This is a genomic window from Paraconexibacter sp. AEG42_29 (assembly GCF_040581415.1).
GTDB lineage: Bacteria > Actinomycetota > Thermoleophilia > Solirubrobacterales > Solirubrobacteraceae > Paraconexibacter.
In genome coordinates this window covers 2,754,925-2,779,132 of record NZ_CP114014.1, presented here as the reverse complement: position 1 = coordinate 2,779,132, position 24,208 = coordinate 2,754,925, and the positions used below count along the sequence as shown (strand labels likewise).

22 protein-coding genes are annotated in these 24,208 nt (G+C 72.7%); 15 read left to right on the top strand and 7 right to left on the bottom strand.

Annotated elements, in window-relative coordinates:
- Positions 1-22 precede the first annotated feature (22 nt).
- The 5 genes from DSM112329_RS13405 to DSM112329_RS13385 are packed head-to-tail and all read left to right on the top strand — an operon-like array spanning position 23 to position 4,999.
- On the top strand, positions 23-721 hold the full coding sequence (locus DSM112329_RS13405) for a Tellurium resistance (protein ID WP_354702326.1): 699 nt from the start codon (positions 23-25) through the stop codon (positions 719-721).
- Positions 708-1,925, top strand: a complete 1,218-nt coding sequence (locus tag DSM112329_RS13400; protein ID WP_354702325.1) for an HpcH/HpaI aldolase/citrate lyase family protein — start codon at positions 708-710, stop codon at positions 1,923-1,925. Before DSM112329_RS13405 ends, DSM112329_RS13400 begins: the two co-directional genes overlap by 14 nt.
- Positions 1,918-3,084: a phosphoribosyltransferase domain-containing protein gene (locus DSM112329_RS13395; RefSeq protein WP_354702324.1), complete on the top strand. Its 1,167-nt coding sequence runs from the start codon at positions 1,918-1,920 to the stop codon at positions 3,082-3,084. Before DSM112329_RS13400 ends, DSM112329_RS13395 begins: the two co-directional genes overlap by 8 nt.
- Positions 3,081-4,187 carry a cysteine protease StiP family protein gene (locus DSM112329_RS13390; protein ID WP_354702323.1) on the top strand — a complete coding sequence of 369 codons (1,107 nt, stop codon included), beginning with the start codon at positions 3,081-3,083 and terminating at the stop codon, positions 4,185-4,187. Before DSM112329_RS13395 ends, DSM112329_RS13390 begins: the two co-directional genes overlap by 4 nt.
- A complete protein-coding gene (locus DSM112329_RS13385; RefSeq protein WP_354702322.1) occupies positions 4,184-4,999 on the top strand; it encodes an HAD family hydrolase in 816 nt (271 codons plus the stop codon). The genes DSM112329_RS13390 and DSM112329_RS13385 overlap by 4 nt, the downstream gene beginning before the upstream one ends.
- Positions 5,000-5,094: 95 nt before the next feature.
- On the opposite strand, the gene DSM112329_RS13380 is transcribed toward DSM112329_RS13385, so the two are convergent.
- The 6 genes from DSM112329_RS13380 to DSM112329_RS13355 form a co-directional block, all read right to left on the bottom strand.
- Positions 5,095-5,568, bottom strand: a complete 474-nt coding sequence (locus DSM112329_RS13380; protein WP_354702321.1) for a DUF4188 domain-containing protein — start codon at positions 5,566-5,568, stop codon at positions 5,095-5,097.
- A 56-nt stretch (positions 5,569-5,624) separates the two neighbouring features.
- Entirely contained in the window at positions 5,625-6,383 is a 759-nt protein-coding gene (locus DSM112329_RS13375; RefSeq protein WP_354702320.1) for an AIM24 family protein, read from the bottom strand.
- A gap of 14 nt (positions 6,384-6,397) precedes the next feature.
- On the bottom strand, positions 6,398-7,063 hold the full coding sequence (locus DSM112329_RS13370; RefSeq protein ID WP_354702319.1) for an AIM24 family protein: 666 nt from the start codon (positions 7,061-7,063) through the stop codon (positions 6,398-6,400).
- Complete coding sequence (locus tag DSM112329_RS13365) at positions 7,063-7,701, bottom strand: AIM24 family protein (RefSeq protein ID WP_354702318.1); 639 nt, start codon at positions 7,699-7,701, stop codon at positions 7,063-7,065. Before DSM112329_RS13365 ends, DSM112329_RS13370 begins: the two co-directional genes overlap by 1 nt.
- Positions 7,702-7,813: 112 nt before the next feature.
- A complete protein-coding gene (locus DSM112329_RS13360; protein WP_354702317.1) occupies positions 7,814-8,611 on the bottom strand; it encodes a DUF1524 domain-containing protein in 798 nt (265 codons plus the stop codon).
- Positions 8,612-8,620: 9 nt separating this feature from the next.
- Entirely contained in the window at positions 8,621-9,826 is a 1,206-nt protein-coding gene (locus DSM112329_RS13355; protein WP_354702316.1) for a diguanylate cyclase, read from the bottom strand.
- A 100-nt stretch (positions 9,827-9,926) separates the two neighbouring features.
- On the opposite strand from DSM112329_RS13355, the gene DSM112329_RS13350 reads away from it, so the two are divergent.
- The 5 genes from DSM112329_RS13350 to ruvB are packed head-to-tail and all read left to right on the top strand — an operon-like array spanning position 9,927 to position 14,457.
- On the top strand, positions 9,927-10,640 hold the full coding sequence (locus DSM112329_RS13350) for an ABC transporter ATP-binding protein (protein ID WP_354702315.1): 714 nt from the start codon (positions 9,927-9,929) through the stop codon (positions 10,638-10,640).
- On the top strand, positions 10,637-12,283 hold the full coding sequence (locus DSM112329_RS13345; protein ID WP_354702314.1) for a hypothetical protein: 1,647 nt from the start codon (positions 10,637-10,639) through the stop codon (positions 12,281-12,283). Before DSM112329_RS13350 ends, DSM112329_RS13345 begins: the two co-directional genes overlap by 4 nt.
- Positions 12,284-12,332: 49 nt before the next feature.
- On the top strand, positions 12,333-12,839 hold the full coding sequence (gene ruvC / locus DSM112329_RS13340; protein ID WP_354702313.1) for a crossover junction endodeoxyribonuclease RuvC: 507 nt from the start codon (positions 12,333-12,335) through the stop codon (positions 12,837-12,839).
- Positions 12,836-13,438 (top strand): Holliday junction branch migration protein RuvA, encoded by a 603-nt coding sequence (ruvA, locus tag DSM112329_RS13335; RefSeq protein ID WP_354702312.1) that lies wholly within the window; start codon positions 12,836-12,838, stop codon positions 13,436-13,438. The genes ruvC and ruvA overlap by 4 nt, the downstream gene beginning before the upstream one ends.
- Complete coding sequence (ruvB, locus tag DSM112329_RS13330; protein ID WP_354702311.1) at positions 13,435-14,457, top strand: Holliday junction branch migration DNA helicase RuvB; 1,023 nt, start codon at positions 13,435-13,437, stop codon at positions 14,455-14,457. The genes ruvA and ruvB overlap by 4 nt, the downstream gene beginning before the upstream one ends.
- A 17-nt stretch (positions 14,458-14,474) precedes the next feature.
- On the opposite strand, the gene DSM112329_RS13325 is transcribed toward ruvB, so the two are convergent.
- Positions 14,475-15,386, bottom strand: coding sequence for a hypothetical protein (locus DSM112329_RS13325; RefSeq protein ID WP_354702310.1), 912 nt, complete (start codon positions 15,384-15,386; stop codon positions 14,475-14,477).
- A 148-nt stretch (positions 15,387-15,534) separates the two neighbouring features.
- Between DSM112329_RS13325 and DSM112329_RS13320 the strand changes: the two genes are divergently transcribed.
- The 5 genes from DSM112329_RS13320 to DSM112329_RS13300 all read left to right on the top strand — a co-directional run bounded on the left by DSM112329_RS13320 (position 15,535) and on the right by DSM112329_RS13300 (position 24,205).
- A complete protein-coding gene (locus DSM112329_RS13320) occupies positions 15,535-15,984 on the top strand; it encodes a hypothetical protein (protein ID WP_354702309.1) in 450 nt (149 codons plus the stop codon).
- A gap of 30 nt (positions 15,985-16,014) precedes the next feature.
- Entirely contained in the window at positions 16,015-18,930 is a 2,916-nt protein-coding gene (gene secD / locus DSM112329_RS13315; RefSeq protein WP_354702308.1) for a protein translocase subunit SecD, read from the top strand.
- The gene (locus tag DSM112329_RS13310; RefSeq protein WP_354702307.1) at positions 18,930-19,226 is read left to right on the top strand and encodes a hypothetical protein; all 297 of its coding nucleotides are present in this window, start codon (positions 18,930-18,932) and stop codon (positions 19,224-19,226) included. The genes secD and DSM112329_RS13310 overlap by 1 nt, the downstream gene beginning before the upstream one ends.
- Before the next feature lie 147 nt (positions 19,227-19,373).
- Entirely contained in the window at positions 19,374-21,830 is a 2,457-nt protein-coding gene (gene recJ, locus DSM112329_RS13305; protein WP_354702306.1) for a single-stranded-DNA-specific exonuclease RecJ, read from the top strand.
- Positions 21,797-24,205 carry a bifunctional (p)ppGpp synthetase/guanosine-3',5'-bis(diphosphate) 3'-pyrophosphohydrolase gene (locus DSM112329_RS13300; protein ID WP_354702305.1) on the top strand — a complete coding sequence of 803 codons (2,409 nt, stop codon included), beginning with the start codon at positions 21,797-21,799 and terminating at the stop codon, positions 24,203-24,205. Before recJ ends, DSM112329_RS13300 begins: the two co-directional genes overlap by 34 nt.
- The last annotated feature ends 3 nt before the right edge of the window (positions 24,206-24,208 follow it).

The following is a 24,208-nucleotide window of genomic DNA, read 5'->3' as shown; positions in this document are numbered from 1 at the left end:
CACCCCACCCCTGGAGCCCCACATGTCGATCGACTACTCCAAGCGCCCTTCCAAGTCCGCCGGCGGCGGGGGCGGCGGCGCAACGCCGCCCCCGTCCGGACCCATCTCGCTCACCAAGCGCGGTGAGCAGGTCAGCCTCACCAAGGGCGGCGGCGGCAGCGGCCCGGTCCGCATCAACCTGAACTGGGACCAGCAGGCCGGCAAGAAGCCCGCCGGCAAGGGCTTCATGAACAAGCTGCAGGCGGCGGCCGGCGGCGGGGGCGGCATCGACCTCGACCTCGGCTGCCTGTTCGAGCTGACCGACGGGCGCAAGGGCGTCGTGCAGGCGCTCGGCAACGCGTTCGGGTCGCTCGACGGCGCGCCGTGGATCCTGCTGGACAAGGACGACCGCTCCGGAACGGCGACGGACGGCGAGAACCTCTTCATCTCGGACGCGCACAGCGCCCAGATCGCCCGGGTGGCCGTCTTCGCGTTCATCTACCAGGGCGTCAAGAAGTGGTCGGAGGCGGCGGCGGTCGTCACGATCCACCCGCCCGGCGGCGCCCCGATCAAGATCGAGCTCGACGGCGCGCAGGACGGCCAGGGCATGTGCAGCATCTGCACCGTCGAGGGCGGCAACAGCGGCTACGTCGTCCAGCGCGAGGTGCAGTACGTCGGCGGCCACCGCGACCTCGACAACCTGTACGGCTGGGGCATGAACTGGACTCGTGGAAGCAAGTGAGCTGACCGCAGGCACCGCCCTGCGTCGGTTCTCCTATCTGCGGGACGAGGTTCAGGACCAGCTGTTCGCCGTGCGGCCCGGAGCGCTCCGGGCCGCCGGGTCGGCGCGCGAGCTCGGGTCCGCACTCGGCGCCGTGCTGTACTCGCCCGCGAACTCGCCGCGGGCCGCCGAGCGCCTGCTGGGCGGTCTGTGGCCGTCGATCACCGCCATGGTCTTCTGCCTGGAGGACGCGATCGCCGACCGCGACCTCGGCGCCGGGGAGGCCCAGGTGGTGCAGGTCCTGCGTGCCGTCCGGCAGAAGGTCGAGGCGGCCGGCAGCCGCGCCGGGCTTCCCTTCATCTTCGTCCGCGTCCGGACGCCCGAGCACTTCGAGCGGCTGCTCGGCATGTGGGGTGACCTGCAGTCGGAGCTCGACGGTGTCGTCGCGCCCAAGATCGGCGCCGCGGGCCTGGCGCCGTACCTGGAGCTCGCCGCGTCCGCCCGTTCCGGCCGCGACCGCGCGCTGTCGATCCTGCCGATCCTCGAAGGCGAGGACTTCGCGATGCGCGAGACCCGCGGCGAGGCCCTGGCCGGGCTGCGGACCGCCTTCGACGCGTACAGCGACCTGATCCCGTGCGTGCGGATCGGGGGCACCGACCTGTCCGGCCTGTGGGGCCTGCGGCGCCCGCGCGACTTCACCATCTACGACGTCGGCGTCGTCCGCGACATCATCGGCGACGTCGTGAACGTCATGGGCCGCGAGCCGTCGCCGGTGGCGATCAGCGGGGTCGTCTGGGAGTTCATCCGCGATGCCCGCGTGTTCAAGCCACGCCTACGGGAGACGCCCTTCAAGGACGAGTTCGGCGAGCAGGGCCAGCAGGTGCGGCTGGAGCTCGTGACCGCCGCCCTCGACGGGCTGCTGCGCGAGACGCTCCTGGATCGTGCGAACGGCCTGCACGGCAAGACGATCATCCACCCCTCGCATGCCGCCTACGTCGATGCGGCGCACGTCGTCTCCCACGAGGAGTGGGAGAGCGCCCGCGCCGTGCTCAGCGCGGTCGAGGCAGGCGACGGCGTCGGCTCGCTGCGGGGCGGCGAGCGCATGAACGAGCCCAAGCCGCACGCTCCGTGGGCCCGCCGGACGATGCTGCGGGCGCAGGCCTTCGGCGTCCTGCAGCCGGAGCACTCGTTCCTGGCGCTGCTCCAGGATCCCCGCCGTGGGTGACTCGCTCGTCCTGATCGCCGAGCGGTCGAACCCGAAGCGCTCCTTCCTGCTGGTGTCGACGGTCCTCGGGAAGCACGTCCCGGTCGCCGGGGCGCGCTGCCGCCTGGCCGGCCTGACGCTCGGCCTGGTCGTCGCCGGCGATCCGCGCGCCGCCGCCGCCCAGGAGGCGCTGCTCGGCACCGACGCCGCCGCGATCGAGCGCTGCTGCGCCGAGCTCACCGCGACCCCGGCCGCGCCGACGGAGCCGATCGTGGTCATCGGGTTCGCCGAGACCGCGACGGCGCTCGGCGAGCAGGTCGCGGCCGGCGCCGACGCGGTGTGGTGGCAGACCACCACGCGCCGGGCCGAGGGCGCGGCCGGGCTGCCGTTCGCCGAGGTGCACTCCCACGCCCCGGAGCAGTGGGTGCTCGCGCCCGCAGGCGGCTGGCCGGACGGCGTCATGGTCCTGGTCGACGACGAGCTCAGCACCGGTGCCACCGCGGCCCGCCTCGTCGAGGCGATCCACGGCGTCTCCCCGCGGGAGCGTTACGTCGTCGCGGCGCTCGTCGACAGCCGCCCGGACGGGGCCGACGGCCCGCTGGACGCCACCGCGGCCGCGCTCGGGGCCCGGATCGACGTGATCGCGCTGGAACGCCGTGGCCCCACGCCGGACCGGCCGGCCGGCTGGAGCGGCGGCACCCTCCCGCAGACACCTGCCCAGCCGCCGACCCGGCACGCGGTGGTCCGCGAGGTCGAGGTCACCTGCCCCGGTCCGCGTCAGCACGCGGGGCAGGACCGGTCGCAGCGCCTCGCGTTCGCGCAGGCCGCCGCGGCCACGCCCGTGCGCGACCTGGGCGCCGGCGCCCTGGTCCTGGGCACCGGCGAGCACCTCGCCGCCGCGCAGCACCACGCCGCCGCGCTCGGCGCGCTGACGAGCTCGACCACCCGCAGCCCCGTCCTCGTGGCCGGCAGCGACGGATACCCGATCACCGCCGGCCTCGCGTTCGCGAACCCGGACGGCCCCGGGGTCCCCGGCTACGCCTACAACGTCCGCGCGGGGTCGCGGCCCGCGGTCGTCGTCCACTTCCCCGACCGGGAGCACCGTGAGCGCGGGGAGGATCTGCTCGCCGCCCTCGCCCGCGACGGCGCCCGCGAGCTGATCGCGGTGACCATGGCATGAGCATCCCGACCCCGCCCATCATCGGGTCCTACGTCCCCGACGACGTGACTATGCTGCTCACCGAGCTGAGCGACCCGTCCCTCGAGCGGCCCGTCGAAGAGCGCGAGGCCGCGATGCAGAACGGCGGCCACTACTCCGAGTCGCTGCCGATCGAGTACCAGCCGACCGCCGAGTACGAGGCGCTGTTCGAACGGCTGCTCGCCGGCTCGGCCGCGCGCATCGCCCTGCTGACCCAGGTGCTGGCCCGGCGCATCGTCGCCGAGCACCACGCGCAGCCGGTGCTGGTGTCCCTCGCCCGTGCCGGGACTCCGGTCGGCGTGGCGCTGCGGCGGGCCCTGACACGGGACGGCATCGACGCCCCGCACTACACGGTGTCCATCGTGCGCGGGCGCGGCCTGGACCGTCACGCGCTGGACTACCTCGCCGAGCAGTACCCCGCCGAGCGGATCGTCTTCGTCGACGGCTGGACGGGCAAGGGGGCGATTCAATGGGAGCTCGAGGAGGCGCTGCGCGAGTACCGCGACGCCGGCGGCGCGGACTTCCCCGCGACGCTGGCCGTCCTGACCGACCCGGCCCACGTCGCGCAGCTGTGCGCCTCGCGGGAGGACGAGCTGATCCCGTCCGCGTGCCTGAACTCCACCGTCAGCGGCCTGATCAGCCGGACGGTCATCCGCCCCGACCTGCTGGGGCCGGGCGCCTTCCACGGCGTCAAGGTCTACCACGAGTTCGCCGGCCGGGACCGGTCACGGGCGTACGTCGACGCGATTGCAGCGGAGTTCGACGGCAATGCGTCCGCGGTCGACGCGCTGCTCGCCGGTATCCCTGACCTGGCCCCCGCCGACGGCCGCGGGCTGCGCGAGGTGCAGGCGGTCCAGGCCGAGCACGGGATCGACGACGTGCACCGCGTCAAGCCCGGCATCGGGGAGACGACCCGGGTGCTGCTGCGCCGGATGCCGGATCGCATCCTCGTGGACCCCCGGCATGCGGACCGGCTCGAGCACATCCTCGTCCTGGCCCGCGACCGCGGCGTCCCGATCGTGGAGCGCGAGAACGACGTCTACGCCTGCTTCGGCCTGATCGCCGACAAGAGCGACGGAGCGTGACCTCCGTCCTGCTGGCCAGCGACCTGGACCGCACCCTGATCCATCCGACGCGGACGTTCCCGCCGGAGTGGGAGGGGGAGGCCCGCGTCGTGGAGATCTACGACGGCCGCGGGATCACGATGGCCTCGCACGCCGCGCTGGCCGACCTGGAGGCGCTGACGGCCGCGGGGGCGTTCGTCCCCGTGACCACGCGTTCACGGGCCCAGCTCGAGCGGATCACGGCGATCTGGGAGCTCGGCACCGAGTGGGCGATCTGCGCGAACGGGGCGTCCGTGATGCGTCGCGGTGTCGAGGACCCCGACTGGACGGCCGAGGTCGCCCGTCAGCTGCACGCCAGCGCCCCGCTGGACGAGGCCCGCACGCTGTTCGAGGCCGAGATCGGCGCCCCGGAGCGCGTGGACTGGATGCCGCTGCTGCGCGACTGCGACGAGCGCTTCCTGTACTCGACGCTCGACCTCGCGCGGATCCCGCCGGACCTCGCCGCGGCCGCGCAGTCCGCGATGGCGACCATCGGCTGGCGCGCCGTCCTGCACGGCCGCAAGCTCTACGTCCTGCCGCACGAGCTGTGCAAGGGCCACGCCGTGCGCTGGCTGCGGGACCGGCTGCAGGTCGAGACGGTCGTGGGGGCGGGGGACTCGCTGCTGGACGTGGACCTGATGGCCGCCGCCGACGTCGCCTGGGTTCCGGCGGACGCCGAGCTGGTGGACCTCGGAGCGGTGCCGTCGACCGCCCGCGTGACGGCCGAGCGCCACGTGCGCGCGGGGGCGCAGATCGCCGCGGAGACGCTGGCGCTGCTCCCCGCTCGCGCCTGAGCCGAGCCGCTGGAATCGGTCCTCGGAGGATCGTGTGGCTCAGCCCGCCTAATCCTCCGGCCGGCCGGCCGCCCGCCCGCCCCGCCAAGCGGTGGTCAGCCCGTCGCCATGCGCTCGGCCGCCGTGGTCGAGCTGCCGACCGCCAGGTGATCGCCCGCGGCGGCCAGGCCCACGCGCGGCATGTCGACGTAGATCGCCTCGTACTCGCCGGCCCGCACCCGGTAGGTCTCGTGGAAGACGCCCACCGCGTTGTTGCCGCGCCACGCCTGGTTGTACCGGCGCCACGCGGGCAGATGGCGCTGCTCGGCGTCCTGGGCGTACGCGGTGAGGTGCTCGAAGGACCGCCAGTGCTGCACGAGGGTCAGCGACCCGTACATGATCCCGTAGCTGACGGCGAGCATCCCGGCCGCCGGGGCCTGCGCACGCAGCTCCCGCACCATCGGCGGCATCGCCAGGCCGACCGGGACCCACCGCCGCGCCTGCCACAGCTTGTTCGGCCGGAAGCCGATGATGAAGACGACGTAGTCCTCGTCGATCTGCGCGCGGTACCGGCCCTCGAAGGTCGCCATGGACCGACGCTACCGGACCGCCCCGTCACCGGACGAGGGGCGGTCCGGCGCGGCCGTCAGTACTGCGAGGACTGCTGCTGCTGAATGCGGGCGCCGATGCGCTGGTGCAGCTGCTGCATGCCGGGCAGGCTCAGCGTCGCGCTCTGGCCGTCCAGGACCTGGAGCAGCTTGCCGTCGCTCACCATCGTCTCCGAGCTCTGCATCAGGACCGTCCCGGCGCCGACGAAGTCGAGCTGGTGCTCCTCGCCGGACGAGCGGCCCATCGCCGACCCGAGCGCGCCCATGAGGCCCTGCACGTACTGGTAGTCGTAGTGATGGCAGGGGGAGGGGGCGTCGGCCCAGCCGAGCAGCGCCTGCGGGTCCACGCGGCACGGCGGCTCGATGAAGTGCACGGCGCCGTGGGACGCCGCGATCATGATGCCCGTGCCGATCAGGGCCACGTAGCCCGGGATGATCGACTGCTTCAGCTGCAGGTCGCCGCCGTAGCCGAGCAGGTTCGCCGCCCGGACGGTCAGGTTGCCCGCCTCGATGTTGTAGCTGTTGATGTCGAACCCGCGGTCGCCCAGGATCAGCTGGCCCTGGCCGGTCACGATCACGAAGTCGCCGGCGTACATCGGCGAGTTGAAGTGCGTCTTGACGAACGAGGCGAACGCGGACTGCGTGAGCGCCTCGAACTTCAGGTTCCCGTAGTAGGCGATCATCTTGCCCTTCTGGATGATCAGCTCGCCGTTCACCGCGATCGAGAACGCGTACGGGTTGATGTTGTCGGCCGCCGGCAGCGAGCTGCGGTCGAGCGCGTCGATTCCACCTTGCATGACGTTCCTCTTCCCTAGAGCTTCTGCTCGGACGCTTGGACGTAGACCTTGCCGGACCCGCTGCACTTCAGCTGGATCCCCTCACCGGAGCCGCGCCCGGTCATCTCGCGGAAGCCGACGTTCGCGCTGACCTCGACCTTCACCTGGCCGACGGCGCAGACGAACGCCTGCGGGTCGACCTTGACCTCGCCGCCGCCGACCGGCAGCGAGAACACGGGGCCGTGGCTCAGGACGGCGACGCCGCCGGGGCCGGTGAGGACGGTCGTCCACATGCCCTGGCCCGTCACGGCGCCGGTGACCGCACCGCGCAGCGCGCCGCGCAGGCCGCCGCCACCCCCGCCGCCCGACGCCTGCGACAGCGACCGGGTCGCCGCCTGCTTGGAGTTGTCGTAGGCCAGCAGCCGGTCGGCCTCGACGATGATCTGCTCGCCGCCGCCGTCGAGGATCTCGATGTTCAGGCCGGCGTGGCCCAAGAGCACGGTGCCCTGGCCCTGCACCTGCATCATCGAGACCTGCTCGCCGCGGACCATGCGCCCGACGAAGCCGCCGACGCCACCGCTGCCCGCCGTCGGGGCGAACACGACCTCGCCCTTGTAGGCCAGCATCGAGCCGTGCCGTGCGAGGACCCCGTCCGACGCCGGGACCTCGATCATCTTGGAGTTGATCTGCGTCCAGCTCATCACATGTCCCCCGCGAATCCGGCGCGCTCGGCCGGCTGGATGTACACGACGCCCTCGCCGGAGAACCGCTGCTGGAAGGTCTCGCCCGAGCCCTGTCCGACGATGGTCCGGAAGTTGATGTCCTGGACGAAGTCCTGCTGCAGGTTGCCCATGTGGGCGACGTACGCCTGCGGGTCGACGGTCACGGAGTCCATGTTCGTCACGCGCAGGGCGATCGGCGGGCCGTCCGCGGTGAACGCGACCCAGCCGTGGCCGTCGACGGTCGTCGTGAAGACGCCGTTGCCGGTCTGCCCGCCGCCGAGGCCGGTGAACTTCGTCCCGGTCTTGAGCGACATGTCGAGGGCCAGCAGGGAGGACGCCTCGACGAACAGCGTCTCGCCCTGGAGCTGGACGAGCTGCACCTCGCTCGCGTTGATCGCGACGTAGACCTTGCCCCGTCCCTTCATCTCCATGAACGACAGGGACTCGCCGGTGGCCTTGCGTTTGATCGCGCCCATCACCCCCTCGCCACCCATCGACTGCTTCTTGAAGTCGACCTCGCCGTCGTAGGCGACCATCGATCCGGTGAGCGCGCGTACGCTGTCACCGGCGAGGTCCACGACGAGGAGTTTCGATCCCTGGAGGGAGAAGGACGCCATGGGCCGGAAAGCTATCGCGCCCGGCTGCCGGTCTGGAAGAGATTCGTCTAGCCGGGGTCTCGACCCGGTCTCGCGCACCCGGTCGCGCGCCCGTCAGCCCGCGGCGGTCCGGTCAGGCGCACGCGCGGAGCATGGTCCGGCGGTCGGCCGCGCTGGCGGTCACCCCGTACTTCCGCGCGACCAGGGCGAACCGGACGGCGTAGGCGCAGTGGACCGGACGGTTCTGCGGCAGCCACGCCGACGGCCCGCTGTCGCTCTTGGACTGGTTCGCCGCCCCGTCCACCGCCAGCAGGTTCAGCGGATCGCCGGCCAGCCGCAGCCGCTTGCTCGCGCTCCAGCGGGCCGCGCCGTGGTCCCAGGCGAAGGACAGCGGGATGACGTGGTCGATCTGCACCTCCTGCGGCCGGGACTTGCTGAACTCGATCGTCCGGCCGGTGTAGGGCTCCTGCAGGATCCCTCCGAGGACCACGCAGTCGCGGGTCCCCGCCCGGAAGTCGATCGCCTTCAGGTCGCGGTGCAGGATCTGCTCGCGCGTCTTGCAGCCGTCGCGGCCCCACGTGACGTCCACGGCGTCGGTCCACGCGGGCCCGAAGCCCGCCTCGCGGTCGTACCCCGGCGCGTCGACCCGCGGGGCGACGGCGACCCGCCGGATCTGCGCGCGGGCGCTGCCCAGCTCGGCCGGCGGGACGGCGGTCAGCCCGGGATGCAGGCCGCTGCGGTCGCGCAGCGGGCTCACGCGGTCCGGACGCGACCCGGGCGGGGGAGTGGACGGCGCCACCCGGACCGATGAGCCCGTGGCTGAAGCGGCGACGCTCGCGGTCCCGGCCGGGGCCGCGCAGCCGGTGCCTGCGAGGCAGGCCAGCGCGGCGGCGGCGGCAACGCCGCGGTGGGAGAGCCGGAGGACGAGCACCGCGCGTGCTCAGGCCACGAGCGGCGAGCCGGACTGACGCAGCCCGTGCAGCACGCCGATCAGCGCCTCGGTGACCCGGGGGTCGAACTGCGTCCCGGCGCATCGGGCCAGCTCGTGGATCGCGTCGGCGTGCGGCATGCGGGCACGGTAGGGCCGGTCGGAGGTCATCGCGTGGTAGGTGTCACAGGCGAGGATGATGCGGCTGCCGAGGGGGATCGCGTCGCCGGACAGGCCGTCAGGGTAGCCGGAGCCGTCGAACGACTCGTGCTCGTGCCGCACTATCCGCGCGACGGTGCCCATGCCCGGGATCGCGCGCAGGATCCGCTCGCCGATCACAGGGTGCTCGCGCATGAGCTCCCACTCCTGCGGGTCGAGCTTCGCGGGCTTGTTCAGGATGTGGTCGGGGATCGCGACCTTGCCGATGTCGTGCAGCAGCGCCGCCGCGCCCACGCGCTCGATGTCGCTCGACGGCATACCGAGACCGCGGGCGACGCTGCGGGCCATCGCGACGACGGACTCGGAGTGCTCGCCCGTGTAGCGGTCGCGCTCGAGCAGGGTCACCGCGAGCGCCTCGATGACGTCCGCGTGGGGGTTGTGGAAGGACTCCTCGTCGCCCGGGCCGGCGTGCAGGACGCCGTCGTCGACCCGGGCCCCGCCCGCGCGCCGGGCACGGTCGAGGCTGACCGAGGCGCGGCTGAGCAGCGCTTCGAGGCTGTGCCCGCGGCGGTGCTCGGCGACGCCGGCCGAGACGGTGACGGGACCCAGCGCGGTGAGCTCGGCCTTGTCGAGCCGGTCGACCAGTCGCCCGGCGCACAGCGTCCCGCCCGGGAGCGCCGTGTCGGGCAGCAGGACGGCGAGCTCGTCGGGGCCGGTGCGGCCCACGATGTCGCTCGTCCGCGTGACCTCCCGCAGCTGCGCGGCGACCGCAGCGAGCGCACGGTCGCCCGCCTCACTGCCGTGCGCGGCGTTCAGCTCGCGGAAGCCGTCGAGGTCGACGACGAAGAGGGTCGCGGGGCTCCCGCTGCGACGCGTGCGCGCGAGCTCCCGCTCGGCGGCCTCGCGGAACGCGCCGCGCGTGAGCAGCTGCGTCGCCGGATCCCGTGTCGCGGTCGCGGTGCGCTCGGACTCCAGGACGCGGATGCGCTCGTTGGCGTCCGCGAGCTGCGCGCGCAGGCTGATCAGCTCTGGGTCTTCGGCGAAGGGACGGCGACGCATGCCACGTTCCCTATCGACCGCTCGGCACGGGGCTTGAGAGTTCCTTCACAAACCCGTAGGGGCGGAGCAGCCCGAGGAGCCGGGGGATATCGTCGCGCGAATGGCAAAGGTCCCGCCGGTCCTGCAGGCGCGGACCCTCAATCACAGCTACGGCCGCCTGGACGCCCTCGCCGCCCTGACCCTCGACGTGCGGCCCGGTGAGTGCGTCGCGCTGATCGGCGCCAACGGGTCCGGGAAGTCGACGGCCGTCCGGGTGATCGCCGGCCTGCTGGCGCCGACGTCGGGGACCGTGCGCATCGCCGGCGCCGACCCGCACGCCGAGCCGGAGGCCGAGCAGGCGCGCGCGGCGCTCGCGCTGGTCCCGGACAACCCGATGCTCTACGACGACCTGACGGTCGCCGAGCACCTCGAGCTCGTCGGGCTGGCGCACGGCGTCGCCGACGACGAGCTGACCACCCGCATCCCGGAGCTGCTGGAACGCCTCGGGCTGGGGGAGCGGCGCGACTTCCTCCCGCGCGAGCTCTCGCGCGGGATGCGGCAGAAGACGCAGCTGGCCTGTGCGCTGATCCGGCCCGCGCAGCTGCTGGTCCTCGACGAGCCGGTCGTCGGCCTGGACCCGCCCTCGCAGGAGCTGCTGGGCACGCTGCTCAAGGAGGCCAAGGCCGGCGGGACGGCGGTCCTCTTCACGACCCACCAGCTCGCGTTCGCCGACGGGCTCGCCGACCGTGCGGTCGTCCTGCAGGACGGGGTCGTCCTCGACACCGGACCGTGGGCGAAGGTCCGCGAGCGGGCCCGCGCCCGCGGCTGGCAGTGAGCGACGCCGTGACCACGCCGCCGGCAGAGGCCGCGGACGCACACGACCTCGAGCCGCTGGTCTCGAGCGCCAGCGGCGGGGCGCCCGGCAGCCGCGAGCGCCTGAAGGCGGTCCGCGGGTACATCGACCGCACGGTGGCCGGCGCGACGCTCGGCCAGCGCGCGGAGACGGTCTACGTCTTCGTCCTGACCTGCGCGATCTTCGGGACGGGCCTCTTCGACGCGGTCCACTCGGCGCTCGCCGAGGTGATGTCGACCGACGGGACCGCCACGTGGGGCCCGGCGGTCGTCCTGCTCGGGGTCGTCGTGACCGCCCGCTGGGGTGCCTATCAGGGCCCCGTGGTCTTCGCGGTGGCGGACGTCGCCCACCTGCTCGGCGCGCCGCTGAGCCGCCGCGGGCTGGCGGCCCGCCGCCTGGGGCTCGCGCTCGCGGTCGGCGCGCTGGTGGGGCTGGCGCTCGGCGCCGTCGCGGTCGTCGGGATCGCCGGCCACGACGACGGCATCAGCGCGGCCCGCGGGGCGGGGCTGATCGCCGCGCTGGGGGCCGTCGGCGTGATCGCGGTCGCCGCAGCGTGGTGCGTGCAGGCGTCCGCGCGCGTCGAGCGCGTCCTCGGTCCGCTGACGTGGGTCGTCCTCGTCGTCGGCGCGGGAGCAGGGGCGCTCGGGCGCACGAACGACGCCGTCCGGGACGTGGAGCTGTGGTCCGGGCCCTGGGGCTGGGCGGTGACGCCGGTCCACAGCGCGCAGTGGCCCATCGGGCTCGCGCTCGTGGTGGTGACCGCCGCCGCCGCGGCCGCCGCCGTGCTGCGGCGCTGTGGCAACGCCCCGACCGAACGACACCTGCGCCGTGCCGAGGCCCGCGCGGGGGCGGCCGCGTCCCTCGCCGGGTTCGACGCACGCTCCACGCGGCGGGCGCTGCGCGACGTCGCCGCCCGCAAGCCGCCGCGCGCGACCGGGCGCCTGCACTTCGCCGGCCGCGGCCGCCTCGAGCTGCTGATCGCCTGGCGCGGGGCCACGGCACTGCGCCGGACGCCCGCCCGCGCGGCCGAGGCGCTGGTCGTCGCCGGCGGGGCCGTCGCGCTGCTCCTGACCGCGTCCGACCGCGCCACCGCCGGCCTGATCGGCGGGCTGCTGCTCTACGTCGCCGCCACGCGCGTCCTGGAGCCGCTGCGGGAGGAGATCGACATGCCCGGCCGCGCGCGCCTGCTGATGCCGTTCCCGTGGGGCCGCATCCTGGTCGGCCACGTCGTGCTGCCGCTGGTGCTGCTGCTCGTCGCGGCGGGTCTCGCGGTCGCGATCTGCGTGGGGACGGGTTCCGCCCTTCCGGACGCCGGCGCGCTGGCCGTGGTGGCCGTCCTCGGCGTCGTCCCGGCGACGCTGGCCGCAGCGCTCTCGGCGCGGCGCGGCGGACGGCTGCCGGTCAGCGTCCTGTCGATGGCCACCGGCAGCGACATGGGCGGCAGCGGCGGCTTCGTGATCGTCGGCTGGCTGCTCATGTGGCCGCTGGTCGCCGTGATCGGCGCAGGGGCGCCCGCGGCGATCGTCGCGGGCAGCGGGGTCGACGCGCTCCAGCCCGCGCTCACGCTCGAGCTGCTGATGTCCGCGATCCTGATCACCATCCTGCGCCGGTCCAAGCGTCCCTGACCAGGCGGCAGGCGGAAGGCATCCGGCCCGCCCTGGAGAATACGAACACATGATCGTCCTCGGCATCGACCCCGGGCTCGCCAACACGGGCTTCGGCGTGGTCGCGCGGCGTGCCGGCCGCCTCGTGGCGCTCGACGGGGGCGTCATCACGACATCCGCGCAGACCAGCCCGGAGCTGCGGCTGAAGCAGATCTTCGACGGGATCGCCGAGCTCCTCAGCACCCACCAGCCGGACGCCGTCGCCCTCGAGGAGCTGTACTTCGGCGCCAACGTGGGCAGCGCGATGGCGGTCGGGCAGGCGCGCGGGGTCGTCCTGCTCGCGGCCGGGCAGCGCGGGCTGGGCTGCCACGGCTACACGCCGCAGCAGGTGAAGGCCGCGGTCTGCGGGTCCGGCCGCGCCGGCAAGGACCAGGTGGGGCGCATGGTGCAGTCGCTTCTCGGGCTCACCGAGCTCCCGCGTCCCGACCATGCCGCCGACGCACTCGCCGTCGCGATCTGCCACGGCAACCACGCGCCGCTGCTCGAGGCGGCCGCGCTCGCGGGGGCCCAGGCGTGATCGCGCGCATCGCGGGGGAGGTCGCGGCGCGCCGGGACGGGTACATCGTCGTGGAGACCGCGTCCGGGGTCGGCTACCGCATCGCCGTGTCCGCCTCGACGCTCGACCAGGTGCCCGCGGTCGGGGGCTCGGTCAGCCTCCACACCGAGCTGATCGTCCGTGAGGACAGCATGGCGCTCTACGGCTTCGCGACCGAGGAGGAGCAGGACCTGTTCACGATGCTGCTCGGCGTGCAGTCGGTCGGGCCGAAGATGGCGCTGGCGGTGCTCTCCGGCGGGTCGCCGCGGGAGCTGGTGACCGCGCTCGCGGCCGGCGACGCAGCGCGCTTCCAGGCCGTCCCCGGCATCGGCAAGCGCACCGCCGAGCGGATCATCGTCGAGCTGCGCGAGAAGGTCGGCGTCCCGACTGAGATGGTGCCGGCGATCGGGGACGTCTCGGCGTCGCGCGGGGACGACCCGCGCCTGCTGGCCCGCGACGGCCTGCTCGAGCTCGGCTACGACCTGATCGAGGCCGACCGCCTGCTGTCCGGCGCCGCCCCCGGCCTGTCCGCCGAGGAGCTCATCGGCCACGCCCTCAAGGCCGCGGCGTCGCGCAAATGAGTGACTTCCCGCGCATCCAGACGCCGGGCGTGCTCGAGGAGGACCTCGTCGCCGAGACCTCGCTGCGCCCCCGCCGCCTGGCCGATTTCGTCGGCCAGCAGGGCCTGCGCGATCAGCTGGCGGTCTCGATCGAGGCCGCGCGTGCCCGCGGCGAGGCGATGGACCACGTGCTGTTCGCCGGCCCGCCCGGGCTGGGCAAGACCTCGCTCGCGCAGATCCTCGCCGAGGAGCTCGGCGTCCCGTGCGTCGCCACCGCGGCGCCGGCACTCGAGCGCAAGGGCGACGTCGCCGCGTTTCTGACGGCCCTGGAGCCGCGGTCGGTCTTCTTCGTGGACGAGATCCACCGGCTGCCGCGGGCCCTGGAGGAGACGTTCTATCCGGCGATGGAGGACGGCAAGCTGCCGATCACCGTCGGGCAGGGCGCGGGGGCACGGGTCATGACGCTCGACCTGCCGCCGTTCACGCTCGTCGGCGCCACCACCCGCGCCGGCCGCCTGACCACGCCGCTGCGCGACCGTTTCGGCATCCAGCACCGCCTGGAGCCCTACAACACCGTCGACCTGGGCCTGATCGTCGTCCGCAGCGCCGCGATCCTGGGCGTCGACCTCGCCCCCGACGGCGCCGAGGCCATCGCCGCGCGCTCCCGGGGAACGCCCCGCGTCGCAAACCGCCTGCTGAAGCGGGTCCGCGACTACGCGGAGGTCAAGGCGGGCGGCGTCATCACCGCGCCGGTCGCCGACGCCGCGCTCGAGCTGATGGAGGTCGACCGGATGGGCCTCGACCGGCTGGACCGCGAGATCCTGCACGCGATCTGCGACAAGTTCGAGGGCGGGCCGGTCGGGCTGTCGACGCTGGCGGTCTCGGTCCAGGAGGAGACGGACACGCTCGAGGACGTCTACGAGCCCTACCTGCTGCAGTGCGGCTTCATCAAGCGCACGCCGCGTGGGCGGGTGGCGACGTACCGCGCCTACGCGCATCTCGGCCTGGAGCCGCCGGCGACGGACCCGTCGCTGTTCTGACTCGGGCTGCGTCGTGGTCAGCAGCTCGGGCGCTGCCCGCTGGCCAGCGCCTGCGGGCGTCTGTCTCCCGCCCGCGCCACGACGCCGGCCGGGCTGCCGCGCAGCGCAAAGACATTGCCGCGGACCTTCACGAGCGCCGATGAGGCGCCCACGTTCAGGCGGACGGTCGGCGCGCGGAAGATCCGCTTGCGGCTGAGGGTGCCCTCGTACAGCACCCGGCCGCGACCGTCCTCGGCGCAGAGGTACGTCGGCTCGCGGGGGGTGACGCTGACCACGACGCGCCGGCGGGCCTCGGCGCGGCGGCGGTCCGCAGCGGCCTTCTCGCGGCGCTGCCGGGCGGCCTTGCGCTCAGCGGCCGCGTCGCGCTTCTCCTCGGCCGCGCGCTCCTTCTCGGCTTCTGCGACTGCCGCGGCGGCGGTGGTGTCCGTCGTCCCGGTCGTCCCGGACGTCGCAGCCGACGTCGACGTCGAGGCAGCCGGCGAGGTCGTCGTCGGGACGCTGGTGGCCGACGAGGTGCTCGTCGTCCCGGCCGGCAGGGACGACGCGCGGTCGTCGCCGTCGTCGTCCGCAAAGGTCAGCGCGGCCGCCGTCACGCCCCCGATCACCACGGCGAGCACGAGCAGACCGAGGATCAGCGCCCGTGCGCGACGCCGTTTGCGGGGTCCGCGGCCCGGGGTCAGGAAGACGCGTGATCCCTCGACCGCGTCGGCCAGCGGCGGGCTGACGGCGACCCCGGCGAGCGCGAGCGCCCGCTCGACCCGGACGCGGGTGCCCGGGCCCGTCCCTGGGTCTGCGCCGAACGCGGCGAGCAGCTGCTCCAGGGTGGGACTGCGGTCGACGGGACGGCCGGTGCGTGCCGCCTCGGCGATGCGCTGCGCTGTCTCGACGTCGGCGAGGGGGACCGGCAGGTCCGATGGGAGCTCCACCATGCACGGGAGGGTCTACCAGACACGGGCCGCGAAGGCCGGGCTCGGGCGCTTTGGTCCACGCGGCGACGCCCGCCGTCCGCGCAGCGCGTACCCTGTGCAGCTACGACGGGGGGCGGTCCAACGACCCTGCCCCTGCGTCGTCTTCCCGATGGCCCACTTCTTCATCTGTCCCAACTGCGGTAACCGCACGGCCGCGAACGACGCGAAGGCCGGCTTCCGCGGGCAGCCCAAGGGCTGCGACAAATGCGGCTTCGGCTTCCTCTTCGAACTCCTGGACGACTACTACCCGGCTCCGAATGCGGCGTTCTTCGCCTGCAACCAGGAGGGGAACGTCATCGCCTGCGGCCGTGGGTCGTACGAGCTGACGGGCCTGGACGACCAGGGCGTCATCGGACGCCCCGTGGCGTCCGTCCTGGGTCTGCGGTTCGACGCCGCGCCCGACCCCGTCGCGACCGCCCTGGAATGGGGCGTCCGGCAACTCGACAAACCGGTGCAGGTCAACGCGGAGGGCGACCTGCCCGCGCGTGCCGTCGCCGACATCTTCCCCGCCTACGACGACGACGGCGGGCTCCTGCTCGTCCTGACCCCGAAGTCGTAGCGGCGAGAACCACTTAACACAGGCTTTTTCATGACCGACCGCCGCCGCAATCTCTTCATCCTCGGACTCGTCTTCGTGCTGCTCATCGGGTCGGTGACGATGATCGCCACGAAGAAGACCCGCCTCGGACTCGATCTGAAGGGCGGCGTGGAGCTCACGTACGAGGCGAAGGCGACGAAGTTCGCCAAGCTGACGCCCGAGTCCATCGATCGCGCGATCGACATCATGCGCAAGCGCGTCGACGCCCTCGGCGTCTCCGAGCCGGAGATCCAGCGGTCGGGCCGCGACCAGATCACGGTGTCGCTGCCGGACGTGAAGAACGCCGACGACGCCGAGGACCAGGTCGGGACCACGGCCCAGCTGTTCTTCTACGACTGGGAAGCGAACGTCGTCGGCAAGAGCGGCAAGCCCGAGCCGGCGAACTTCGGCGTCACCGGCGGCCCCGCCGCCGGCCAGACCGGCTGCCTGAAGCAGTTCGACGCCCTCGCGCGGGCCAAGCGGCGCCCGGCGCAGAACGCGCAGACGTCGTCGACCGGCGGCCGCTGGTACCTCGTGGACGACGCGGCCCGGAAGGTCGTCGACGGCCCGGACTCGACGGTCAGGGCGATGCGGACGAACGAGGAGACGATCGCCGCCCAGAAGAAGGTCAAGACGAAGTTCCGCCCGGTGTACATCAACGAGGGCACCATCCTCGTCCGGCGTGAGCTGACCGACCAGGAGGCGAAGAACAAGGACGACGACGGCAACAAGTTCCAGGCGCCCGACTGCTTCTACGTCCTGAACGACTCCTTCGCGCTGCGCGGCACGGACATCAAAGACCCCGAGCAGAACTTCGACCAGCAGACGCAGGCGCCGAACGTCACGTTCAACTTCACCGATGCGGGCCGCAAGAAGTGGCAGAAGACCACGCGTGAGATCGCCCAGCGCGGCTCGAGCCTGATCGCCAACTCCGACGGCGCCCCGCTGACGGATCCGCAGCAGAAGTACCAGCACTTCGCCATCGTGCTCGACAACGAGCTCGTCTCCGCGCCGTACATCGACTACTCGCGCAACGGCGACGGCATCGACGGCGCCAACGGGTCGGAGATCTCCGGCGGCTTCACGATCAAGACCGCCCAGCGACTGGCGAACGAGCTGAAGTACGGCGCGCTGCCCGTCTCGCTGGAGCTCATCTCGCAGGCGCAGGTGTCGGCGACGCTCGGCAAGCAGGCGCTCAACGAGGGCATCGCGGCCGGTGCCGCGGGCTTCCTGATCGTCGCGCTGTTCCTGCTGATCTTCTACCGCGTCCTCGGCGCGATCGCCGTCACCGCCCTGGTCGTCTACTCGATCTACTTCTTCGCGCTGATCAAGCTCATCCCGGTCACGCTGACCCTGCCGGGCATCGCCGGCCTGATCCTGACGATCGGCGTCGCCGCCGACGCGAACATCGTCATCTTCGAACGCGTCAAGGAAGAGATACGCGCGGGCAGATCGATACCCGCGGGCGTAGCCGCGGGCTACAAGAAGGGGATCTCGGCGATCATCGACGCCAACGTCGTGACGTTCATGACGGCGTTCATCCTCTTCGTGCTCGCGACCGCGGGCGTCAAGGGCTTCGCCCTGATCCTCGGCATCGGCACGCTCGTGTCGCTCTTCACCGCCGTCCTGCTCACGCAGGCGATCCTCGCGGTCCTGTCGAAGACACGGATCCTGGCCGCCCCGGCGACCCTGGGCGCGTCCGCGGAGAAGAAGGAGGGGCTGCCGTGGAGGGGCTTCGACTTCACCGGCGCCTCGAAGTACTTCTTCGCCGTCTCCGGCGTGATCCTGCTGATCGGCGCGCTCGCCATCGGCGGCAAGGGCATGACCTTCGGCATCGACTTCGACTCGGGCACGCGCATCAAGGCCGCGTTCGTGCAGCCGACCGACGAGGGCGAGATCCGCGAGGTCCTCGACAAGGCCGGGGTCGACAAGAGCGCGGAGATCCAGCGTGTCACCGACGAGGACCTGGGTGCGAACGCCTTCCAGGTCTCGACGAAGCAGCTGAAGCCGCTGGAGACGAGCCGGGTGGTGGACCAGCTCGACGCCGCCTTCCAGGTGCGCGGCCAGCCGGACACGACGTCGATCGGGCCGACGTTCGGCAACACGGTCGCCCGCGGCGCCATCATCGCGGTGATCGTCTCGCTGCTCGTGATCAGCGCCTACATCACCCTGCGGTTCGAGTGGAAGTACGCCGTGCCGGTGCTCATAGCGCTGATGCACGACATCCTGATCGTCGCGGGCGTGTACTCGCTGACCGGTCGGGAGGTGACGACCTCGACCGTGGCCGCCCTGCTCACCATCCTGGGCTATTCGCTGTACGACACGATCATCGTCTTCGACCGGATCCGGGAGAACATCCCGCGGATGCCGCGCGCGGCGTTCTCGCAGATCGTCAACCGGTCCATGGGTGAGGTCTTCACCCGGTCGCTGGCCACGTCGTTCTCGACCGGCCTGCCGATCTTCGCCCTGTTCATGTTCGGCGGCGACACGCTGAAGGACTTCGCGTTCGCGCTGCTGATCGGCACGCTGTCCGGCGCGTACTCGTCGCTGTTCATCGCCGCCCCGGTCTTCCAGCACTGGAAGGAGCGCGAGCCCGTGTACCGGCGCCGCGCCGAGCGCATCCGGGCCGAGAACGGCGGGATCGTCCCGGCGTACGCCACGGGGTCCGCCGGCCAGGTCGTCGAGGTGGCCGAGAAGAAGCGGTCCGCCAAGCGGATCACGACGCCGGACGACCCGAACGCGGGCGTCTCCCCGAGCGAGTTCAAGAAGCTGGTCGACGACCTGCACGTCGACGCGCCGCGGGCCACCACGGCCCAGGAGCGGGACTCGACCGCGGACGCCACGCCGGAGGACCTCGTCATGAAGGACAAGCCGAAGCGCACCAAGGCGCCCAAGCCACGTAACAAGAACCATGGGAGGCCGCGGTAATGGGTGCTTTTTCCTGGGTCATGATGGGCCTCGCCCTCTGGCACTTCACGATCTTCCTGCCGGACCGCTTCTGGGCCGGGATCGTGGGGGCGTTCCTCGGGGCGCTGATCGGCTCGTTCCTGTTCGCGTTCGCCATCAACGGCTTCACGATCCCGGGCCGCAACGACACCGAGATCCTGACCGCGCTCGAGGGCATCCCGGGCTCGATCATCGGCATCGCGATCGTCTACTACCTCGGCGTGCGCCAGGAGAACCAGGCCGCGGCGGAGAAGCCGGTCGCCGGGGTTCCCGGCTGATCGGGCCCTGAGCGTCGTGCCCTACGGGGCACGACGGCCCGCCGGACGTCGCAGGATCGCGCCGATCCTGCGACGGATTCACGGAAGGTGCGGGACCCGGGCGCCCGGGGACCCGGTTCCGTCGGGGGCGCCGCTTACGGTGCAGCCATGGACGTGCGGCTGGACATCTCACCCTTCGACGTACACGCCGCCTGCGGCCTGCAGGAGGCGCTCGGCGTCAGCTTCCCGGTCGCGCAGATCCTCGCTCGCCGCGGGCTCGGCGACCCCGCAGCCGCCCGGGCATGGCTCGCTGCGGCGGACGCCCACGATGTCGCCGACTTCGACGGCATCGGCGTCGCGGTCGCCACGATCCTGCGGCACGTCTCTGCCGGGACCCGCATCACGCTCCACGGGGACTACGACGTCGACGGCGTCTGCTCGACCGCGATCCTGGTCACGACGCTGCGGAGGCTGGGCGCCGACGTCGACTGGTACCTGCCTGGGCGGGCCGAGGACGGGTACGGCCTGCAGCCGGCCACCGTGGAGCGGCTGTCGGCGCGCGGGACGCGGCTGCTCGTCACGGTCGACTGCGGCATCACGGCGGTCGAGGAGGTCGCTCTGGCGGTCGCCGCCGGCATGGAGGTGGTGGTGACCGATCACCACAGCCCGCGGGCCGACGGCCGCCTCCCGGACGCGCCGATCGTCCACCCGACCATCTGCGGCTACCCCTGCCCGGAGCTGTGCGCTGCCGGTGTCGCCTACAAGCTGGCCGGAGCACTGCTGGCGGCGGCAGGACGCGACCCCCTCGAGGCCGATGCCGAGCTGGACCTGGTCGCGCTCGCCACCGTCGCCGACCTGGTCCCGCTCGTGGGGGAGAACCGCCGCCTGGTCCGCGCCGGCATCGGGGCGCTGCGCCGGACCGCCCGCCCGGGGCTGCGTGCGCTCATGCGGGTCTCCAAGGCCGATCCCGGGGCGATCGACGCGACCGCCATCGGCTTCCGGCTGGCCCCGCGGCTGAACGCCGCCGGGCGGATGCTGCGGGCCGACGCAGCGCTCGAGCTGCTGCTCACCGAGGACGAGGACCGCGCGACCACCGTCGCCGACGAGCTCGACCACCTCAACGCCGAGCGCCGCCACACCGAGACGCGGATCGTCTTCTCCGCGGAGGCGCAGGTCGCGCAGGCGTGCGCGGACGGCGTCCCGGCCGCCTTCGTGCTGGCCGGCGAGGAGTGGCACCCGGGCGTCATCGGCATCGTCGCGAGCCGGATCGCCGAGCGCCACCACCGGCCCGTCGTGATCATCGCGCTCGACGGCGAGGAGGGCGCGGGCTCCGGGCGCTCGATCCCGGGGTTCGACCTGCTCGGCGGCCTGAACGCGTCGGCGGCGCACCTGCTGCGGCACGGCGGGCATCGCGCTGCCGCCGGCTGCACGATCGCCCGTGACCAGGTCGACGCGTTCCGCGCGGCGTTCGTCGCGCACGCCGAGGCGACGCTGCGGCCGGAGGACCTCGTGCCGCGCGAGCGCGTCGACGCGGTCGTCAGCGGCGACGAGCTCGGCCTCGAACTCGCCGACGAGCTGCTGCGCCTTGCGCCGTTCGGGATGGGGAACCCGACGCCGAACCTGCTCGTCCCGGGGGCGCGGCTGGTCGACCCGCGCCCGATGGGAGAGGGCAAGCACGTCCGCTTCACCGTCAGGGCCGGGGGCATCCAGGCGCGCGCCGTCGCCTTCGGCATGCCCGCCCTCCCCGACGGCTGCGAGGACGGGGTGCGGGCCACGTTCCGCCTGGAGCGCAACGAATGGCAGGGGACGATCGAGCCGCGGCTCGTGCTGCGCAAGGTCATGTCCACGGGCGAGGCGGGGGCGGTGACGGTCGTCGGCGAGCCCGAGGACTGGAGCGACGCGGTGCGCGCACACGCAGCTCACGCGGTCCCTGCGCTGCCGCCACCGACCGCGGTCGGCCGCGACCCGTGGCCGGGTGCCGCCGTCGCCGGCGGCACGCCGGTCCGCGATCGCCGCGGTCACGGGGCCGCCGGCACGATCGCGGCACTCGTGGCGTCGGGGACCGGTCCGGTCCTGGTGGCCGTGGCCGCCACGAGCGTCCGCGCGCCTGCACTGGCGCGCCTGGTCGACGGGGTCGGCGTCGCCGGCTGGGCGCAGCTGGAAGCCGATCCCGCGCTCGCCGCCGGCCATGCCCACCTCGTGGTCCTCGACCCACCGGCCGACCCGGCCCTGTTGGCGGCCGTGACGACCGGATGTCCGGACCTGATGGCCCATCTGGCGTGGGGTCCTGACGAGCTAGGCTTCTCCTTGCATGTCCACACCGTCCTCCACCAGCTCCGCGAGCCGCTCGCGGCCGTCTACCGCGCCCTGCGCGACGGGACGAGCTGCCACGACGCGCTGCGCGGGGACGATGCGTCCCCCCGTGACCCGGTCCTGGCCGGGCGACTGCTCCGCGTCCTCGCGGAGGCCGGGCTCGCCGACGTGGACGTCGACAGCCTCCAGGCGAAGCTGCTTCCGATCGCTGGCCGGGTCGACCTCGAGCTGTCCGCGACGCACCGTGTCTGCGTCCAGCGACTCGGGCAGGGGGATCGATGGCTGACCAGCGCGAGGCCGAAGGCGGCCTGACCGCCGCCAGCTCCGCGGCCGACCGTGCCCCGGTCGACGCGGTCGCCACCGCATCCGCCACAGCGACGGCGACCGCCGCCGCCGAGTTGGTGGTCGCCGACGGCGAGGTCAAGGACCTCACCCCGATCGAGCAGCGGCTCCTCGCCGACCTGTTCGCGATCGTCACCGAGCACGCGCACGACGCGGCGCTCACGGTCGACCGCGACCGGGTCCGCGACGCGTTCCTGTTCGCCTGCGAGCACCACGCCGACCAGCGCCGCAAGTCCGGCGAGGACTTCATCACGCACCCCGTCGGCGTGGCCAAGATCTGCGCCGGCATGCGGCTCGACACCGAGACGCTGGTCGCCGCGCTGCTGCACGACACCGTCGAGGACACCACCGCCTCGCTCGACGAGGTCCGGGAGCGGTTCGGCGAGGAAGTCGCCGCGCTGGTCGACGGCGTCACCAAGCTCACCGGCATCACCTTCCAGTCGCGGGACGAGGCCCAGGCGGAGAACTACCGCAAGATGATGGTCGCGATGGCCTCCGACGTCCGGGTCATCCTCATCAAGCTCGCCGACCGCCTGCACAACATGCGGACGATCGGCGCGATGCCGAAGCAGAAGCAGATCGACAAGGCGAAGGAGACCCTGGAGATCTACGCACCGCTGGCGCACCGGCTCGGCATCCACGCCATCAAGTGGGAGCTCGAGGACCTCGCGTTCGCGGCGCTGCATCCCCGCAAGTACCAGGAGATCAAGGGCCTGGTGAACCAGCAGCGCGAGGAGCGCGAGGTCTACGTCGACCGCTCGGGCGCGTTCCTGGCGCGGGAGCTGGAGGCCCTCGGCATCAACGCGGACATCCTGGGCCGGGCCAAGCACTTCTACTCGATCTACTCGAAGATGACCAAGAAGGGTCGCGAGTTCAACGAGATCTACGACCTCACGGCGATGCGCGTGATCGTCGAGTCGGTGAAGGACTGCTACGGCGCCGTCGGCGTGATCCACTCACTGTGGAAGCCGCTGCCCGGCCGCTTCAAGGACTTCGTGGCGATGCCCAAGTTCAATATGTACCAGTCGCTGCACACGACGGTCATCGGGCCCGAGGGCCAGCCGCTGGAGATCCAGATCCGCACCCGCGAGATGCACGACCAGGCCGAGTACGGCGTGGCTGCGCACTGGATCTACAAGCAGGACCCGAACAAGACGTCGGCCGGCCCGAAGGAGGGCGGCGACGAGCGCGCGGGCGGGGCGCCCGAGGGCCAGGCCAAGCTGCAGTGGCTGCGCTCCATGGCCGACTGGCAGCGCGAGCTCACCGATCCCTCGGACTTCATGGAGAGCCTGAAGGTCGACCTCTTCGACGAGGAGGTCTTCGTCTTCACGCCCAAGGGCGAGGTCAAGTCGCTGGCGGCCGGCGCGACCCCGCTCGACTTCGCGTACGAGGTCCACACCGAGATCGGGCACCGCTGCGTCGGCGCCCGCGTCAACGGCAAGATCGTCCCGCTCCACTACGAGCTGAAGAGCGGCGACATCGTCGAGGTCCTGACGGCCAACCGCGAGCGCGGGCCGTCACGCGACTGGATCGCGGTCGTCAAGACGACCCGCGCCCGCAACAAGATCAAGGCCTGGTTCAAGGCCGAGTCGCGCGACGACACCGAGCACACCGGCCGCGCGCTCCTGCAGGAGCACCTCGGCAAGGCCGGGCTGCCCCCGCAGAAGATCGCCGGCTCGCCGCTGCTCGCGGACGTCATCCGCGAGATGGGCTTCAAGAAGGCCGACGACTTCTACATCGCGCTCGGCGGCGCGAAGGTCTCGCCGAAGGTCGTCGTCAACAAGGTCCTTCAGCGCCTGAAGCAGGGCGAGGCCGCCGAGGAGCAGGCGACGACCGTCGAGTCGCTCATCTCCACCAAGCGCGAGCGCCGGCAGCCGACCGGCTCCTCGAACCAGTACGGCATCGTCGTCGAGGGCGTCGACGACGTGCTGCTGCGGATGGCGAAGTGCTGCCGGCCCGTCCCGGGTGACCCGATCGTCGGCTACGTCTCGCTCGGCCGCGGAATCACGATCCACCGCGACGACTGCCCCAACGCCGCCGCACTGCGCAAGGACCCCGAGCGGTTCTGCCGCGTGCACTGGGAGGGCGAGCACGTCACGTCCTTCAAGGTCGAGCTCCAGGTCGACGGCTGGGACCGCCACCGCCTGCTCGAGGACCTGAGCCGGACCTTCTCGGAGGCCGGGATCAACATCGTCGAGGCGCGCTGCCTGGTGCAGTCGCCGATGGTGCAGAACCGCTTCGTCGTGGAGGTCGCGGACACCCGTGCCCTCAAGGCGACGGTCAACCGCCTGCGCAACATCGACGGGGTCTTCGACGCCTACCGCGTCACCCCGGGCGCGGGCTGACCC

What these genes read in the sequence shown, in the direction of transcription:
- DSM112329_RS13405 (WP_354702326.1), top strand. Translation starts at nt 23, where the DNA reads ATGTCGATCGACTACTCCAAGCGCCCTTCCAAGTCCGCCGGCGGCGGG.
- DSM112329_RS13390 (WP_354702323.1), top strand. Translation starts at nt 3,081, where the DNA reads ATGAGCATCCCGACCCCGCCCATCATCGGGTCCTACGTCCCCGACGAC.
- DSM112329_RS13380 (WP_354702321.1), bottom strand. Translation starts at nt 5,568, where the DNA reads ATGGCGACCTTCGAGGGCCGGTACCGCGCGCAGATCGACGAGGACTAC.
- DSM112329_RS13375 (WP_354702320.1), bottom strand. Translation starts at nt 6,383, where the DNA reads ATGCAAGGTGGAATCGACGCGCTCGACCGCAGCTCGCTGCCGGCGGCC.
- DSM112329_RS13370 (WP_354702319.1), bottom strand. Translation starts at nt 7,063, where the DNA reads ATGAGCTGGACGCAGATCAACTCCAAGATGATCGAGGTCCCGGCGTCG.
- DSM112329_RS13365 (WP_354702318.1), bottom strand. Translation starts at nt 7,701, where the DNA reads ATGGCGTCCTTCTCCCTCCAGGGATCGAAACTCCTCGTCGTGGACCTC.
- DSM112329_RS13355 (WP_354702316.1), bottom strand. Translation starts at nt 9,826, where the DNA reads ATGCGTCGCCGTCCCTTCGCCGAAGACCCAGAGCTGATCAGCCTGCGC.
- DSM112329_RS13350 (WP_354702315.1), top strand. Translation starts at nt 9,927, where the DNA reads ATGGCAAAGGTCCCGCCGGTCCTGCAGGCGCGGACCCTCAATCACAGC.
- ruvC (WP_354702313.1), top strand. Translation starts at nt 12,333, where the DNA reads ATGATCGTCCTCGGCATCGACCCCGGGCTCGCCAACACGGGCTTCGGC.
- ruvB (WP_354702311.1), top strand. Translation starts at nt 13,435, where the DNA reads ATGAGTGACTTCCCGCGCATCCAGACGCCGGGCGTGCTCGAGGAGGAC.
- DSM112329_RS13325 (WP_354702310.1), bottom strand. Translation starts at nt 15,386, where the DNA reads ATGGTGGAGCTCCCATCGGACCTGCCGGTCCCCCTCGCCGACGTCGAG.
- DSM112329_RS13320 (WP_354702309.1), top strand. Translation starts at nt 15,535, where the DNA reads ATGGCCCACTTCTTCATCTGTCCCAACTGCGGTAACCGCACGGCCGCG.
- secD (WP_354702308.1), top strand. Translation starts at nt 16,015, where the DNA reads ATGACCGACCGCCGCCGCAATCTCTTCATCCTCGGACTCGTCTTCGTG.
- DSM112329_RS13310 (WP_354702307.1), top strand. Translation starts at nt 18,930, where the DNA reads ATGGGTGCTTTTTCCTGGGTCATGATGGGCCTCGCCCTCTGGCACTTC.
- recJ (WP_354702306.1), top strand. Translation starts at nt 19,374, where the DNA reads ATGGACGTGCGGCTGGACATCTCACCCTTCGACGTACACGCCGCCTGC.
- DSM112329_RS13300 (WP_354702305.1), top strand. Translation starts at nt 21,797, where the DNA reads ATGGCTGACCAGCGCGAGGCCGAAGGCGGCCTGACCGCCGCCAGCTCC.